Source organism: Rossellomorea oryzaecorticis (genome assembly GCF_045897515.1).
In the GTDB taxonomy this organism is placed as follows: Bacteria; Bacillota; Bacilli; order Bacillales; family Bacillaceae_B; genus Rossellomorea; species Rossellomorea enclensis.
The window spans coordinates 35,779-52,163 of record NZ_JBJOSA010000014.1; the positions used below are offsets into that span (position 1 = coordinate 35,779).

General features: G+C 45.0%; 17 protein-coding genes. 13 read left to right on the forward strand and 4 right to left on the reverse strand.

Going from position 1 to position 16,385, the window contains the following annotated elements:
* The first annotated feature begins 14 nt into the window (after positions 1–14).
* The 4 genes from ACKA06_RS15405 to ACKA06_RS15420 all read left to right on the forward strand — a co-directional run bounded on the left by ACKA06_RS15405 (position 15) and on the right by ACKA06_RS15420 (position 5,063).
* Positions 15–992, forward strand: coding sequence for a nuclease-related domain-containing protein (locus ACKA06_RS15405; protein ID WP_411160058.1), 978 nt, complete (start codon positions 15–17; stop codon positions 990–992).
* Positions 989–1,942, forward strand: a complete 954-nt coding sequence (locus ACKA06_RS15410; protein ID WP_052011487.1) for a diacylglycerol/lipid kinase family protein — start codon at positions 989–991, stop codon at positions 1,940–1,942. Before ACKA06_RS15405 ends, ACKA06_RS15410 begins: the two co-directional genes overlap by 4 nt.
* Positions 1,936–4,086, forward strand: coding sequence for a type I pullulanase (pulA, locus tag ACKA06_RS15415; RefSeq protein WP_411160059.1), 2,151 nt, complete (start codon positions 1,936–1,938; stop codon positions 4,084–4,086). Before ACKA06_RS15410 ends, pulA begins: the two co-directional genes overlap by 7 nt.
* 203 nt (positions 4,087–4,289) lie before the next feature.
* On the forward strand, positions 4,290–5,063 hold the full coding sequence (locus ACKA06_RS15420; RefSeq protein WP_032087299.1) for a phosphotransferase family protein: 774 nt from the start codon (positions 4,290–4,292) through the stop codon (positions 5,061–5,063).
* Here ACKA06_RS15420 and ACKA06_RS15425 read toward each other — a convergent pair whose 3' ends face one another.
* Positions 5,064–5,342: a YtzH-like family protein gene (locus ACKA06_RS15425; RefSeq protein WP_032087300.1), complete on the reverse strand. Its 279-nt coding sequence runs from the start codon at positions 5,340–5,342 to the stop codon at positions 5,064–5,066. It abuts the gene before it with no gap.
* A gap of 568 nt (positions 5,343–5,910) precedes the next feature.
* Here ACKA06_RS15425 and trmB point away from each other — a divergent pair.
* Together trmB and ACKA06_RS15435 are read left to right on the forward strand one after the other, a co-directional pair.
* Positions 5,911–6,555 (forward strand): tRNA (guanosine(46)-N7)-methyltransferase TrmB, encoded by a 645-nt coding sequence (gene trmB / locus ACKA06_RS15430; protein ID WP_032087301.1) that lies wholly within the window; start codon positions 5,911–5,913, stop codon positions 6,553–6,555.
* Between the two features lie 784 nt (positions 6,556–7,339).
* The gene (locus ACKA06_RS15435; RefSeq protein WP_058297987.1) at positions 7,340–8,185 is read left to right on the forward strand and encodes a YtnP family quorum-quenching lactonase; all 846 of its coding nucleotides are present in this window, start codon (positions 7,340–7,342) and stop codon (positions 8,183–8,185) included.
* 47 nt (positions 8,186–8,232) lie between these two features.
* On the opposite strand, the gene ACKA06_RS15440 is transcribed toward ACKA06_RS15435, so the two are convergent.
* Positions 8,233–8,547 carry a PepSY domain-containing protein gene (locus ACKA06_RS15440; RefSeq protein ID WP_058297986.1) on the reverse strand — a complete coding sequence of 105 codons (315 nt, stop codon included), beginning with the start codon at positions 8,545–8,547 and terminating at the stop codon, positions 8,233–8,235.
* Positions 8,548–8,713: 166 nt separating this feature from the next.
* Between ACKA06_RS15440 and ACKA06_RS15445 the strand changes: the two genes are divergently transcribed.
* The 3 genes from ACKA06_RS15445 to ACKA06_RS15455 all read left to right on the forward strand — a co-directional run bounded on the left by ACKA06_RS15445 (position 8,714) and on the right by ACKA06_RS15455 (position 10,887).
* Positions 8,714–9,787 carry a M42 family metallopeptidase gene (locus ACKA06_RS15445; protein WP_411160060.1) on the forward strand — a complete coding sequence of 358 codons (1,074 nt, stop codon included), beginning with the start codon at positions 8,714–8,716 and terminating at the stop codon, positions 9,785–9,787.
* 119 nt (positions 9,788–9,906) lie between these two features.
* Positions 9,907–10,431: a DUF84 family protein gene (locus tag ACKA06_RS15450; protein WP_411160061.1), complete on the forward strand. Its 525-nt coding sequence runs from the start codon at positions 9,907–9,909 to the stop codon at positions 10,429–10,431.
* A 108-nt stretch (positions 10,432–10,539) separates the two neighbouring features.
* On the forward strand, positions 10,540–10,887 hold the full coding sequence (locus ACKA06_RS15455) for a hypothetical protein (protein WP_141687671.1): 348 nt from the start codon (positions 10,540–10,542) through the stop codon (positions 10,885–10,887).
* A gap of 88 nt (positions 10,888–10,975) precedes the next feature.
* Here the strand turns inward: ACKA06_RS15455 and ACKA06_RS15460 are convergent, their stop codons facing one another.
* Positions 10,976–12,469 (reverse strand): peptide MFS transporter, encoded by a 1,494-nt coding sequence (locus ACKA06_RS15460; RefSeq protein WP_411160062.1) that lies wholly within the window; start codon positions 12,467–12,469, stop codon positions 10,976–10,978.
* A 247-nt stretch (positions 12,470–12,716) separates the two neighbouring features.
* Complete coding sequence (locus ACKA06_RS15465) at positions 12,717–13,163, reverse strand: YtoQ family protein (RefSeq protein ID WP_032087307.1); 447 nt, start codon at positions 13,161–13,163, stop codon at positions 12,717–12,719.
* A 197-nt stretch (positions 13,164–13,360) separates the two neighbouring features.
* Between ACKA06_RS15465 and ACKA06_RS15470 the strand changes: the two genes are divergently transcribed.
* The 4 genes from ACKA06_RS15470 to ACKA06_RS15485 all read left to right on the forward strand — a co-directional run bounded on the left by ACKA06_RS15470 (position 13,361) and on the right by ACKA06_RS15485 (position 16,373).
* Positions 13,361–13,867: a hypothetical protein gene (locus ACKA06_RS15470; protein WP_411160063.1), complete on the forward strand. Its 507-nt coding sequence runs from the start codon at positions 13,361–13,363 to the stop codon at positions 13,865–13,867.
* Between the two features lie 217 nt (positions 13,868–14,084).
* Positions 14,085–15,119, forward strand: coding sequence for a PTS transporter subunit IIC (locus ACKA06_RS15475; RefSeq protein ID WP_032087309.1), 1,035 nt, complete (start codon positions 14,085–14,087; stop codon positions 15,117–15,119).
* Position 15,120: 1 nt separating this feature from the next.
* Entirely contained in the window at positions 15,121–15,438 is a 318-nt protein-coding gene (locus ACKA06_RS15480) for a thioredoxin family protein (protein WP_032087310.1), read from the forward strand.
* A gap of 140 nt (positions 15,439–15,578) precedes the next feature.
* On the forward strand, positions 15,579–16,373 hold the full coding sequence (locus ACKA06_RS15485) for a DUF1444 domain-containing protein (protein WP_032087311.1): 795 nt from the start codon (positions 15,579–15,581) through the stop codon (positions 16,371–16,373).
* Positions 16,374–16,385: the final 12 nt, after the last annotated feature.

Genomic DNA, 16,385 nt, shown 5'->3' on the forward strand with positions numbered 1-16,385 from the left:
AGGAAGGACTCCTGATGGCGCAGCTGATAAAACTCCAAGATTATGTTTCAAGATATGAAACCGATTTATATAGATATCCTTCCCAATTTGTACGATTAAAAAAGCAGCAATGGGAAAAAATGAAACTTCACTGGGAAAACGGCGGTGGATTTCCTTCTCTGGAAAAAGAAGAACCCGAGAAAGAAAAAACAACCGTCACCCGTAAATTCATGTCCTTTTTTAAAAAGAAAGAGGAGGGGGAAACGGAAGACAGTGACAACCCAGCTCAGAAGGATGATGATGCGATTGAGCTTGAGATGAACCCGCATGCTGAATTTGCCTCCGAAGAAGAGTTGAAGAAGCACTTCCTGGATTCCATCTTTGAATTCCAGTTAAGGTGGGCAAGCTCGACGATATCAGAAAAATCCTATGTAGATAACAGCTATTATTATGATGAGAGGCTTAAATACCTTCTTCAGCGCTTTCCTGATAACATCCTTGTTTTATATTTTCCGGTTTTTAAAATAAAAAATGCCCCCGTTGAACTGGAGGTTGTCCTGATTACGCCTACAGGAATATGGTGCTTATCCTTCCTGGAATTTGAGAACGGGACGGCTTACATCGGTTCGGGGGATCGTTTTTGGGTGAAAAAATGGGGAGACGCCGAATCAAGGGTGTTGAATCCGCTGATTTCATTGAGAAGGATGGAACGCATCATCGGTCAGATCGTTGAGTATGCCGGTATTGAACTGCCGGTACACAAAGCCGTGGTCTCAAGAAACGGGTATATCGATTATCCCCAGGCGCCTGCAGGCTGTGAATTCATCGATAAGAGGAAGCATGAGAGCTGGTCTAATCAGCAGCGGTCAAGCCGGTCACCGATAAAAAGTGTTCAATTGAAAGCAGCTAAATCGATTCTGGATTACTGTCAGACGACCTCCTTTCAACGGATGCACTACCAGCATGAGACCCTTAAAGATTGGAACACGGGAGCGGAAGAGGATTCCCAATGAAGACTATCTTTATTGTGAATCCTTCTGCAAAGAATCATCATTCGCTTTCCTCCTGGGAAAAGTTTCGTAAGAGCATTACCATTCCCCATTCGTTATACATCACAGATCACCCGGACGATGTGAGAAGAATCGCAGGGGAGCTTGTACGTACAAATCCCGGTGAAACTTTCTACATGATCGGAGTCGGGGGAGACGGGACTATGAACTCGATTATTTCCGGTACAGCCGGTTTTGAGAATATCTTTATCGGGTATATTCCCGGAGGAAGCGGAAATGATTTTGCCCGCGGGTATAGGTGGCCATCGGGCAAACAAGAAGCGTACGATCTGATAAAGGAAACCATACATACTGCTTTACCGATTTCACTGGATGCAGGCCTTTTCTCTATAGAAGGGGGGCCAAATCACTATTTTGTGAATAATATAGGAGTAGGGTTTGATGCCTTGATTGCCAGGAAGGCAAATGAATCACGGTTAAAAAGGAAATTGAACCGCTGGTCGCTTGGTAAACTGGTCTATCCACTTATCCTTTGCCGGGAAGCGCTCACCTTTACACCATTTCAGGCAGTGATGGAAGTTGACGGTGTAGAACATACGCTTGAAAAAGTGTGGTTCATCACCGTTTCGAATCAGCCTTATTTTGGGGGAGGAATGAAAATTGCCCCGAAAGCACGTCCGGATGATGGTGTGCTTGACCTGACCATTGTATCCGGGCTTTCGAAATGGAAGCTGATGTTTTTGTTTATATCTGTCTTTTTCGGAAAACATACTGAATTAAAAGAAGTCCATACATTAATAGGAAGAAGTATCAAGATAAAAAGCCGTAAGGGAATACCCGTGCATGCAGATGGCGATTATGCGGGAGTCATCGATGAAGGCAGGGAACTCCATGCAGAGGTGACCCCCGGCATGTGGAAAATGTTAAATAGAAGCAGGTGGGAGAAGTGTTAGTCATTAGTCGGCAGTACGAAGCATTCCTGGATACATTTCATATGATCACCCTGATTCTCCCTTATTCGTATCATGGGGGGCAATCCAGCCGGTTTACCCTGGTGAAGGACGGGAATGAAATCCCTCTTGAACTGAAGGAAAGGATACCGCTCGATGATGCAATGAAATATACGGTATCCCTGGCGTACGAATTGGAACTTGGAAGAACGTATACCATCAAAGACGAACATAACACGGAAACGGATCTGCAAATAGGGGCCGTCATCCGCACAGACGAATTTGACAGGCAATTTTACTATGACGGAGACGATCTGGGTCTCACCTTTGAAGAAGACAGGGCTGTTTTTAAAGTGTGGTCCCCGACTGCTACTGAAGTGAAGGTGAAGTTAAAGGCGCCACAGGAAGAGGATGCTGTTCAACTTGCCATGGAAAGATCTATAAACGGCGTGTGGGAACTGACAATCAGGGAAAACATTGAAGGCTGGCATTATACCTACCTGACGTGCATCAATCTTATCTGGAGCGAGCTGGTCGATCCGTATGCAAAGTCTGTTTCCTTCAACAGTGAATGGGGATGTGCAGTGGACCCGGAAAAAATAACCCCGCGATGTTCATCCTTGCAGCCTCTTCCTTCCCCGGTCGATTCAGTCATTTATGAGTTGAACGTAAGGGACTTTTCAAGTGCAAAAGAAAGCGGGATGAAGTTCAAGGGCAAATATCTTGCATTTACCGAGAAAGAAACAGGGACACCCAGCGGGTTATCTTCTGGCATAAGTTATTTGAAAGAGCTGGGGGTCACGCATGTTGAATTGCTGCCTGTGAATGATTTCGACGGAGTATCGGATGATCCGGCAGATAATCGTTACAACTGGGGGTATAATCCTTTATACTTCAATGCCCCGGAAGGAAGCTACAGCATGAATCCATCCGACCCGGCCGGACGGATCCGAGAACTGAAATCCGCCATTCATTCCCTGCATGAAGAAAATATAAGGGTCATTCTGGATGTCGTATACAATCATGTATTTGTCAAGGAAACATCTTCATTCGAAAAGCTTGTCCCGGGGTATTTTTTCCGGCACGATGAAAACGGACTCCCCTCCAATGGGACGGGAGTGGGAAATGATTTTGCATCCGAACGGTTGATGGCACGGAAGTTCATAAAGGATTCCATCCGCTATTGGTTGAAGACGTATGGGGTGGATGGTTTCCGGTTCGACCTGATGGGGATCCTTGATGTCACGACAATGAATGAAATCCGTGATGAAGTGGATGAAATTCTACCCGGTGCCATCCTGATTGGTGAAGGCTGGGACCTGAACACACCCATTGCGCCGGACAGGAAAGCCAATCTCAGGAATGCAAACAGCCTCAAGGGAATCGGCCAATTCAATGATTGTTTCCGGGACACCATTAAGGGGAGTACATTCAATCTTCACGATAAAGGATTTGCCCTCGGCCACGGAAATCTGGAGGCAAAAGTGGAGCTGGTGCTGACGGGGAGCATCGGTGTCACGGATGGTGACAAAGGCATTTTTAACGAGCCGGCCCAATCCGTCAATTATGTAGAATCACATGACAACCATACACTTTGGGATAAAATGAAAGCTTGTCTTGAGGAAGAGGATGAACTTCTGATGAAAAGACAGAAGCTGGCGACTTCGATGGTGCTGCTTTCTCAGGGGATACCATTCCTGCATGCCGGCCAGGAATTTTTCCGTACCAAACAGGGTGTGGAGAACAGCTATAATTCACCGGTGGAAATAAACCGGATTGATTGGCTGAGAAGGGAAAGGCATGAGGAAGATATCGAATATATCCGGGGATTGATTGCAATCAGAAAAAGTCACGGTGCATTCCGCTTCAGGCAATCGGACCTTATCAGAAAACATGCATTTGTGCATCATCCTGAAGAAAAACTTGTAACAGTCCACTACCGGGATGTCCATCCATATGGTCCGTGGAATGAATTGCTTCTTATCTTTCATTCAGGTGAAAGCAGCAATGTCAGGTTCCCGCTTCCCAAAGGGAAGTCCTGGACTATGCTGTCAGACGGAAAGAAAGCGAATGTGAACGGTTTACAGGAGCTGGACGGTGATTCCATCGGGCTTGAGGGGATTTGTTCCTATGTCATCGTCCGCTGACACATCGTTCCAAAGCTTGACGAAATGAGAAGATGACGATAAAATCAAAAACAGATGGCTATTGATTGATCTGCCCAATAGCTGTCTTTTTTGTTTTATAAGACTTTTAAGTTGATCTATTAAATGTATGAATTGTAATGACGATAATAAACGTAAGATTGAAATACATGAACACGACTAAGGACCAATAGAAGGTGAAAATATTGGAACACTTATTTGACCAAGATTGGGAAATAGTCCCCGCAGGCGGTGCCACCGGAGAAGCTTTTTTTGCTCAGTACCAAGAGCAGAAGCTGTTTCTTAAACGCAACTCTTCTCCTTTTCTAGCCGTATTGTCGGCAGAGGGCATCGTACCGAAGCTTGTCTGGACAAAGCGAATGGAAAATGGGGACGTAATAACAGCACAGCACTGGTTAAATGGAAGAGAACTCAATCCGGAAGAAATGAAGAATGAACGGGTTGCAAGACTGCTCAAGAAAATCCATTCTTCAAGGCCACTGTCCACCATGCTTGAGAGACTGGGCCAGGAACCTTTCCAGCCTGAACATATGCTCACAGAAGTGGAAACGGGGCTGGAGTTCGATCTCCTTTCTTTGCCGGTAGTAAGGCAGGCGTTATTATTTCTGCAAAAAGAACTGGAAGAGGTTCGGCAGGATGAATACGTAGTCTGTCACGGAGACGTCAATCATAACAACTGGCTGCTTTCCGATCACAACCAGCTGTACTTGATCGATTGGGACGGGGCAATGATCGCCGACCCTGCTTTCGATGTAGGAATGCTTTTGTACTGGTACATCCCCGAGGAAGAATGGCCTGCGTGGCTCAACCAATATGGTGTTGAGCTGACAGACAATCTGAGATTGAGGATGAAATGGTATGTAGTGGCTCAAACGATCCTTTCCATACAATGGCATAAAGGGAAAGGACGCTTTCATGAAATGAACCACTGGATCGAATATTTGCATAAGGTTGTTTGATCAGGAGAACTGATCCATATCCGAAACCCACTGAGACAGGTTTTGGCGATTGCTCGTAATATGAGTATCGAGGTCAGAGCTGCCTGCTCCGCTTTGACCGTATTGATAAATTTCTTGCAGGACCGGCTTTATATTTTCATTTATTTCCGTGTTGACCATCAACGACTTGACTAATCGCTCTACCTGCTCACATTCAGATACTGAACCGCAGCAATCTGTCTGATGATTGGAGAGTATATCTTTTAACAACTGCATTTGATAATGGGAATCTAAAGGCATGACGTACACCCTTTCATATAGATCTTTGCATCGTTTTCTTCTGCGAAAACAAAACAGGAATTCACATTTAGTGTGTGGATTCCTTTTCTATTTATTCGTCGGTTTTTTGAAATGGTCTGTACGCAAAATAGTGTTGCATAGTACCCATTCATCTGTTATTGTTTTTTTCGGTAGAGCTGTTTTCATATGAATTGTTTTGAGGAAAACGTCTTATATGAAAACAGTTTTAAATTAAATTTGTGGCTCTGTTATTTTGTTTTAACAGAATCCAGCTATTGATTGGAGTGCAAGACGAAGACTCCTGCGGGAAAAGCGAGACAGGTGAGACTTGTCCAGCTCTGGGGCTTAGAGGCACATGTCATAAGTCAAATCGTCCAAGAAGGCAAAGAACGCCTTCGTGGACGATTCGCCTTATGCCACCCGCCTCTGAGCAAAGCCCCTCCGCTTTTCTGACCCGCAGGAGCTTAAGCGACGAGGAGGCTCACCGGCCGCCCGCGGAAAGCGAAGTCTTGCACGGAAATCAATAGCGGATTTCAATGGGCCAAACTAATAAATGAGGTGTCACAACATGCGTTTAAGACATAAACCATGGGCTTCAGAAAAAATCAGCGAGAACCCGCAGTATGTGGTCGCGCAGCCCGAAGAGAAAAAAGGCAAATGGAATGAAGTGTTTGGAAACGACAATCCCATCCATATAGAAGTCGGAACCGGGAAAGGCCAGTTCGTCACGGAAATGGCAAGAGCGAATCCCGAAGTCAATTACATCGGTATCGAATTATATGAAAGTGTCATCGTGACAGCCCTTGACCGCTTGATAGAAGCCGAGCTTCCGAATGTAAAGCTGTTGAACGTGGATGCACGCCACCTGACCGATTTCTTTGCAACTGAAGAAGTTGGCAGGGTATACCTGAACTTCTCTGATCCATGGCCGAAAAACCGCCACGAAAAGCGCCGCCTCACATACAAAACATTCCTCAAGCTTTATGAGGATATCCTGATCAAAGGCGGGGAAATCCACTTCAAGACGGATAATCAAGGCTTGTTTGAATATTCATTGATGAGCTTTTCATGGTACGGCCTTCACTTGAAATTCCTGAGCCTGGATTTGCACAACAGCGATTTCGAAGGAAACATCATGACCGAATACGAAGAAAAATTCTCAGCAAAAGGCCAGCGGATCTACCGCGTTGAAGCGCAATATCAGAATCAATAATAGTAGGAGAGCATCCCGATGAGTTTTGCGGGGTGCTTTTTTGTATGAATTCAGTTTTGAAGTGGAGGTCTTCTTTATATGGTAGATGCTATTTGAATTTTAATTGAAAAACTTGTTGGTTTTGGCAAAAGTAACACTGTATTGCCGCGTTTTTATAGAGGGAACGGTAATTTTAGGTGGAATCATAGTCCTCCAGCGGTCCGTGAACTGGTAATTGCGCCATTTTTCAGGATAATTGCGCCTGTATCAAGATTATTGCGCCGCTTGTCGAATTTTTATTTATTTAATTACTCCTTTTTGAAACTGCTCCAGCGGTTGATTGAAGTGCAAGACGAAGACTCCTGCGGGAAGAGTAGCTTATAAGAAAACGAAAGGGCTTTGTTCAGAGGCGGGGGGCATAAGACGAGCCGGCCTGGAAGGCGCTCTTTGCCTTCTTGGCCGGTTTGACTTATGACCTGTGCCTCTAAGCCCTGCAGCTGGACAGCTAGAAAAGCGGAGGCGGCTCGTTTAGAGACGACAAGCATAAGACAGGGCATCCGGAAAGGCGGGGTTTTGCCTTTTTGGATGGCATGGCTTATGTCTCGAGTCTCTAGCCGCCGGAGCTGGACAGGTGAGACCCCGCAGGAGCTTTAACTCCGAGGAGGCTCACGGCTACCCGCGGAAAGCGAAGTCTTGCACGGAAATCAATAGCGGTTTTTTATAGACTATCCCCAGGCTTATCTATATAAGTCGTCCGTAAATTCTGATAAAATAAAACCGTACGAACAAAGGAGGAATAGACAATATGGAATCATTGAAATCAGGAGATTTAACATTTCACTGGCTGAATGGGGGCGTCACACACATGGACGGCGGCGCGATGTTCGGAGTGGTGCCGAAACCTCTTTGGTCAAAAAAATACGCAGTCAATGAATTGAACCAGATCGAGCTGCGAACCGATCCGCTCTTTCTTCAATATCAAGGTAAAAATATCCTCATTGAATCCGGAATAGGAAAAGGAAAATTAAATGATAAGCAGAAACGGAATTATGGGGTGCACGAGGAATCATCGGTAGAGGAATCCTTGGAGAAGCTTGGCTTGACGACTTCTGATATCGATATCATCCTGATGACGCATATGCACTTCGATCATGCTTGCGGACTCACGAAATATGAGGGGGAGAAGCTTGTCCCGGTATTCCCGAATGCCGAGATTCATACGTCTAAGGTTGAATGGGACGAGATGAGGGAGCCGAATATCCGCTCGAGAAATACATATTGGAAAGAAAACTGGGAGAGCATCGCAGGGCAGGTGAAGACGTTCGAAGGAGAAAAGGAAGTGCTGCCGGGACTGCGCATGGTCCATACGGGCGGGCACAGTGACGGACATTCGATCATCATCATCGAGCACGGCGGCGAGACGTTCATCCATATGGCGGATATCATGCCGACCCATGCACATAAGAACCCGCTTTGGGTCCTTGCCTACGATGATTATCCAATGACATCGATCCATGCAAAAGATAAGTGGGTCAATCAGGCCATCGACAATGAGTGGTGGTTCTTGTTCTATCACGACGCCGTCTACAGAGCACTGAAGTGGAACAGGGACGGGGAAATCATCGAAGAAGTACCTAGAGGAAAAGTTTGATCATGAAAAAACAGGATGACACTTTTGCCATCCTGTTTTTTCATACCTTAAGAGATAGGGTAAACATCGATTACAGTGCCCGTATAGGCATCTGCCAGGAATTCGAATTGTTCCAGGCGGCCTTCACTCCTGCGTGATACCCCGCCTTTATAGACTTTTGTCGACAGGGAATGCTTTTGATAATCTTCAGGTTTCATTGAAATCCACGACCCGTCGACCTTCCCTTCTTTTTTAAATGAGAGTTTTACATCCTTTAACACCTTTTCGGCTGAAACCAGGCTTGTTTCTTTTAGCTTCCCGCTAACTAATAACCCGCCGGCAGCGCCGATGCCCACTCCTAAAATGAATGACTTCCAGTTCATCTTTATCCCTCCACAGCCTTGATTACAAACTTGCATATAGGTACATTCTAACAAAGAATCTGAAAAAAAGAGAACTGCTTTTGTCTTAATTGGTGGTAAGACGTGAGAAAGTTCTGTAAAATGAAAGTATACATAACTGAATTTTTTTAAAAAAGGGGCAGAATATATGAAACAAGATACATTGGATTTATTTAAAACATTGACTGAGTTGCCTGGGGCGCCCGGGAACGAACATGCAGTCCGACAATTCATGAAGGAACAATTGGCTGCGTATTCCGATGAAGTGGTACAGGACCGCCTCGGTGGAGTATTTGGAGTGAAAAGGGGCCAGGAAGAAGATCCGGTTGTCATGGTAGCAGGGCATATGGATGAAGTCGGCTTCATGGTCACTTCCATCACCGATAACGGAATGCTCCGCTTCCAGACCCTTGGCGGCTGGTGGAGCCAGGTTCTCCTTGCTCAGCGTGTGCAGATCATCACGGAAAACGGTCCCGTCACAGGCGTGATCGGCAGCATCCCTCCGCATCTTTTGGGGGAAGAGCAGCGAAGAAAACCGATGGATATTAAAAATATGCTCATCGATATCGGTGCGGATAATAAAGAGAATGCACTTGAAATCGGAATCAAGCCGGGTCAGCAGATTGTCCCGATTTGTCCGTTCACCCCTATGGCAAATGATAAGAAGATCCTCGCCAAAGCTTGGGATAATCGTTATGGCTGCGGATTGTCCATCGAGCTTTTGAAGGAACTCCAAGGTACTGAATTGTCCAATACCCTATACTCCGGTGCGACAGTACAGGAAGAAGTGGGCCTCCGCGGAGCTCAGACCGCAGCTAATATGATCAAACCGGATATTTTCTTTGCACTTGATGCAAGTCCCGCAAATGATATGTCCGGTGATAAGAATGAGTTTGGCCAGCTTGGAAAAGGGGCCCTTCTCAGGATCCTTGACCGATCTATGGTGACGCATAAAGGAATCAGGGAATTCGTACTCGATACTGCGGAGTCCAATGACATCCCTTATCAATATTTCGTATCTCAGGGCGGTACGGATGCAGGAAGAGTCCATATTTCAAACGAAGGGGTGCCGAGTGCTGTAGTGGGCATTTGTTCACGCTACATCCATACCCATGCATCCATGATCCACGTTGACGATTATGCAGCGGCAAAAGAATTGATTGTGAAACTTGTCAAGCAGTGTGACCGCTCGACGATCGACTCGATCAAAAGAAATGGATAATCGATTGAATCTGACAAAGATTAACTATATAGGCTAAGCTAAGAACTGTCTCTTCCAGAGGCAGTTTTTTTGGGCGGGGAATCCGGCTTGGGATGTTATAAGAAAAGAGGTATCGTAATTTGTTGAAAGTAGCAATAGGGACACAAAACAAGGCGAAAGTACAAGCAATCGAAAAAGGATTTCAGGGACGTTTTGATGATGTGAGCTTTCAATGCTTGAAAACGGAGTCAAATGTAAGTGAGCAGCCTTTTTCCGATCAGGAGACGATCGAAGGGGCTCTTAACCGGGCAAAGAACGTGTTGAGGATGACGGACGCCGATATCGGCATCGGCCTTGAAGGAGGGGTGACTGAAACGCTTTACGGCATGTTCCTGATCAATTGGGGAAGTCTTGTTGATCGGAACGGCAATGAAATCATTGCGGGAGGGGCCAGGATTTCATTGCCGGAAGAAATTGCAGACGGACTCAGGAAGGGAAGGGAACTTGGTCCGCTCATGGATGAATTCACTTCCAAAACAGGTATCCGCCAAAATGAGGGGGCAGTTGGTGTATTCACTGATGGGATCGTCACTCGTGATGCCATGTTCTTTCACGTCGTCCAGTTGTTGATCGGGCAATGGAAATATAAAAAAAATCAATCCTGACCCCTCAATTTCCTACTACTTGGCCCATACCAATCTGATGCCTTCCTCATAAGATAAAATATGTCAGTGCTATTTCACTGATAATTCTTATGCAGGGAGGTTTGATTTATGGGGTGCAGAAGACATGACCGAGTGGAAGGCCGCCGAAACAATTGCTGCTGGGACTTATTCGGCTGTTGTGGAAGACGTGATGATGTAAGAGGAGATGAAGACCGCGGAAGATGCCGCCGCCGAAATGATGATGTAGCTGGCGCTGAAGACCGTGGAAGATGCCATCGCAGAAGAGATGATGTACGAGGAGCAGAGGACAACAACCGCGGGAGATGTCATGGAAGACGAAATGACGATGTACGCGGTGCTGAAGATAACCGTGGCAGATGCCGTCATAGAAGAGACGATGTCGGCGGTGCTGAAGACCGCAGAAGACACCGCGGCAATTGCTGCTGGTTCTGGTAAAAGTCAGAAGGCTTCGCGCTTTTATTAGCGCGGGGTCTTTTTTTATAATAAAAGCCCCCTGAACGGATCAGGGGGCTTAAACAATAAATTATTTAACACCTTTCATAAACACTTGGATTTTAGGTGCCAGCAGGAAGAGGATGATACTTAATGCGATTGCTGCCCCTCCGATGGAACCAAAGTAAAGCATTTCTGAATCAGCTGAATAAAATCTTACAAGTTGTGCATTCAGTGCTTGTGCACCTGCTGAAGCAAGGAACCAAAGACTCATCGTTTGAGCCGAGAATGCTTCAGGAGCAAGTTTCGTTGTGGCTGAAAGGCCGACAGGTGAAAGCATCAATTCACCAAGGACAACGATGAAATAGCTCAATACAAGCCATAGCGGGCTGACCAATGCATCTTCACCTGAGAAATAACCAGGAAGCAGGATGACAAGGAATGACAACCCTGCAAAAAGAAGTCCCATTGCAAATTTCTGAGGGATCGTTGGCTGACGGTCACCAAGTTTTACCCACATTCCGGCGAAGATAGGCGCAAGTAGAATGATGAATAACGGATTAAGTGACTGGAACCATGCAGGTGAGATTTCGATTCCCATGAAATCAAGCTGCGTACGTTTATCTGCATAAGCAGCAAGGATCGTAGAACCTTGTTCCTGAATTGCCCAAAACATAACGGCAGCGATGAATAATGGAATATATGCAAGGACGCGTGAACGTTCAGTTGCTGTTGTTTTAGGACTTCTGTACATAATAATGAAATAGATAGTTGGAGCCAAGATTCCGAAAATTCCGACTAAATTGATGAATACATCCAAGGTGAACATTCCATTAGGAATGGTGATCCCAAGGATAACTGCCAGTGCAATCACCACAAGTGCAGTGAGGGAACCGTATTTTTTCTTTTCAGCAGCATTAAGCGGGTTCGGCACATACGTACCAGCAAGACCCAGGCTCTTCTTCTTTGTGATAAAGAAAACGACTAATCCGAAGAACATACCGATTGCGGCAAGTGCGAATCCCCAGTGGAATCCGTAGCTCTTCATAAGTGCCCCTGTCAGAAGCGGTGCAAGGAACCCACCCATGTTGATCCCCATATAGAAAATACTGAACGCAGCATCGCGGCGTGTATCATTTTCTGCATACATTTCACCGACAACAGTCGATACGTTCGGTTTTAATAAACCTGTACCCAGTACGATTAATACCATTGAAACGAAAAACATTGAAAGACTGCCCGGGAATGATAAGGCGATATGCCCGAACATAATCAAGATTCCTCCGTAGAAGACGGCTTTCGATGTACCGAAGATACGGTCTGCCAGCCAGCCTCCGATCACACCTGACATATAAACAAGTGAACCATAAATAGACATGATTGCTAAAGCTGTGCCTTCTTCTAAACCAAGGCCGCCTTTTGAAACCTCATAATACATATAGTATACAAGGATTGCGCGCATTCCGTAGTAAGAAAAGCGCTCCCAAAATTCTGTGAAGAATAGCGTGAATAGTCCCTTAGGGTGTCCAAAGAATCCTTTCTGGGGAACACTATCCACAATTTTCTGTTTATTAATTGACGACATATTACAACCTCCTTAGTTCTTTTACTATAATATTTTAATATTTTCATAAAGTCAAAAAAACTTTTAAAACTAGTAAGTATATCATAAAATGTTTTTATTTTACCAAGATTTTATTATTTTAGAATAGTAAGATAATTTGGGTCTAAAGTTCTTGATTTCGCAAAGAAAAAACATGCCGGGTACTATTATACCGGCATGTTTTTCATGAAAGAAAAATAAAAATACTGTCAGCCCAAGAATAAACTGGTTATTCAGTTTCGAATATATAGGAAAGTACTTTCGCTGCTTGTCCGATCGATGTGCATGTTACATTCGCTTTATTCGACAGTTCTTTCAGCGGATGATGAAGCTCTTCCGGACGGATCAGGATCAGCGGTTTATTCAAGGCAAGTGCTGTACTTGCATCCATGGCTGTATTCCATTGTTTATACTTCTCACCGAATAACGCTACGACAATGTCAGATTTCTTCATCAATAATTCAGTGCGGAGATTATTGACCGCAGATGCGGCCTCATCACGCAGAATCTTGTCAGGCTGTTCACCAAGAATTTCTTCCCCGATGTAATCAGAACGATCATGATTTTCCATTGGTCCCACAAATGTCAGTGGCAAGTCCAGTTTTTTCGCTTCCTTCTTCAGGTCTTCTCTCCAGCTGCTATGTATTTCCCCTGCAAGATAAACAGTGAATTCCACTTTGCATCTCTCCTTTTTTTAGTCATTTTATCATATTTACCCTCAGGTGGTGAAAAGTAACCTCCGCTGCCATGAAATTAAGGTTTTTTCTTTTTGTAAGGGTTGTCAATGGTACTTTGTGACGGTATTATTAGCGTAGGTCCTTCAGGTAACCTTGAAGGCGGGTTCCGACGAAGCAGGAAAAGGAGGAAAAGAGGATGAAAACAAAGATTTCGATCGTTCTCTTCTTTCTTGTGCTTATATTAGCTGGATGCAATACAACAATAGACGAAGAGAAAGAGCAGACAGCCCAGACCGTGGAGGATACGTTCGAAAATACAGAAAAGAACGCGAAAGAGGAAGCGGGAAACCTCAACTTCTATCTCCCGTTTGGAGCCAAGATTGAAAAGGAATCTGAAAACAATGTCATTATTTCAAAAGGCTCTGATACATTCATTCTATTCACTAACCCCGAGGAAGATCAGAAGAGTGAACTTCTATATAATATGGCAATCAGTGATGAGAAGAATATCGTTCAAAATGATTCTTTCAAAGAAGATAATCGTTTAGGATATTATGTCATTAATAAATTGCCGGATTCAGAGGAGTACGAGCTGATTGTTGGGGTCGGAGGCACTAAATTGACCACCCAGTCCAGTTTGGAAGATCTTTCAGATCATGCAGAAATGATGATGGAAATAGCCAACTCTGTAAAACAGAATTAATTATATATGCCGATTTTTCACTGCATTAAGTGGAAGATCGGCTTTTTTTATTTGCTTTTATCGTTCCCGGGAAACGCCATTGCCTGAATGCACCTTTCTATTTGGGGGGAGCATACTGTTTAAAAACTGTTTGAGGAAATTAATGATAGACAAAATCAACATGTGTCTTTACACTAGTAAATGTGTGATTCCTATTTAGAGAAAAGGGGAATGTGAATTGAAGAATTACATGGAAAGTAAAGGGGTTACGTTTTCTGCCAAAGTTTATTTTATAGATGCGTTGAGTTATATGGCACTCGGTCTTTTCAGCTCGCTGATCATCGGGCTGATCATCAAGACGATCGGGGAGCAGGCAGCGATTCTTCCTGACGCTGTTAATACGTTCTTCATCGATATGGGTGCGCTTGCCATCGGGCTGATGGGTCCTGCCATAGGCGTCGCTATTGCATATGGACTGGGTGCGCCCCCGCTCGTTTTGTTTGCTGCGGTGGTGACAGGTGCTGCGGGTGCCTCCCTGGGCGGCCCTGCCGGTGCTTATCTTGCAGCTGTCGTTTCAACTGAAATTGGGAAACTTGTAAGCAAGACGACGAAGGTTGATATCATCGTTACACCCTTTGTAACGATTTTTGCAGGTTTTTTTGTTGCTTATTTCGCGGGTCCGCAAATCGGTGACTTTATGACGATGTTCGGAAGCTGGATCAGCTGGGCGACTGAGCAGAGACCAATCATTATGGGGGTACTCGTGGCGGCACTAATGGGGCTTGCGTTGACGGCTCCGATTTCCAGTGCTGCGATTGCCCTTATGCTTGATTTAAATGGAGTGGCAGCCGGTGCTGCGACGATTGGTTGTGCTGCCCAAATGGTCGGATTTGCCGTAATCAGCTACCGGGAAAATAAAGTCGGGGGGCTCCTGGCCCAGGGGATCGGAACTTCGATGCTGCAAGTTCCCAATATAGTCCGCAATCCGCGTATCTTACTGCCGCCGACCATTGCAGGTATGGTCCTCGCACCGATCGGGACCACGATCTGGCTCATGGAAAACAATGCTGCCGGAGCGGGGATGGGAACGAGCGGCCTCGTCGGTCAGATCATGACATTTAAAACCATGGGTTTCACTTGGGATACAGCCATGAAAGTGCTGATGTTGCATTTCGTTGGACCTGCTGTCATCTCCCTGTTACTATCTGAATATATGAGGAAAATTGGCTGGATCAAACCGGACCAAATGACGATCGATACAGGAGGAAAATGATATGCGCAAACTTGAAACAATGGAAGAATTCAATGAATTGAAAAACGATGGGAAGCATGTTTTTATGTTTTCAGCCGACTGGTGCCCGGACTGCCGGATCATCGAACCGATCCTGCCGGAAATCGAAAATGAATACAGCGAGTATACCTTTATCTATGTCGATCGTGATCAATTCATCGATGTCTGCATAGAGCACGATATTTTCGGCATCCCAAGCTTCCTTGGTTATGAAGACGGAAAGGAAACAGGCCGCTTTGTAAGCAAGGATCGTAAAACGAAAGAAGAAATACAGGAGTTCATGAATTCACTGTCTAAATAATGAAGAAGGGATATTCTTTCGGGGATATCCCTTTTTTATCGTTGTTTCTTTTGTATTATCACAATTTTATTGTAAAATGTTAAAAGTGGCAGTTTATAAGATATGAACGGGAATACTTTAGTTTATGAAGGAGGGGAACCATGGATATAAAAAAATTAAAAGGCATCCTCCAGGGAAAGCTGGACAAGCCCAATCGCACCTTTTCATATGACAGGGATAAAGATTCCCTGCGGATTGAGAATACAGAGACCGGTAAAGGGATCACGGTAGCACTTCCTCCCATCGTTTCTAAATGGAAGGAAAATAATAAATCCATCATTGATGAAGTCGTTTATTACGTAGAAGAAGCATTGAATGTAATGGGGACTAAATCGGACATGGGAAGCAAAGAGAAAAACGTATTCCCTGTTATCCGCTCAACTTCATTTGCGACAGAATCAAATGACGGCATCCCGCTGGTAACCGATGATCATACAGCGGAAACAAGGATATATTATGCGATCGACCTTGGATCCACATACCGTCTCATCGATGAGAACATGCTGAAAGAGAAAGGCTGGTCGCATGAACAGATGAAGGAAACGGCCCTGTTCAATGTGAGAGGGCTTCCGACACAGATGAAAAAAGACGAAGTGGCCGGGAATGTCTTTTATTTCTTGAACAATAACGATGGGTATGATGCGAGCCGCATCTTGAATGATGCATTTCTGAAGAAGGTCAGCAGCGATATACAAGGGGAGATGACTGTGTCTGTCCCCCATCAGGACGTGCTTGTCATTGGTGACATCCGCAATGAAACAGGATATGATGTCCTTCAGCAGATGACGATGAGCTTTTTCACGACCGGCAATGTACCGATCACCGCTTTATCATTTGTCTATGAAGATGGAGATCTGGAACCGGTCTTCATACTGGCTAAAAACCGTAAAAAGTGAAGGGAGAAAACA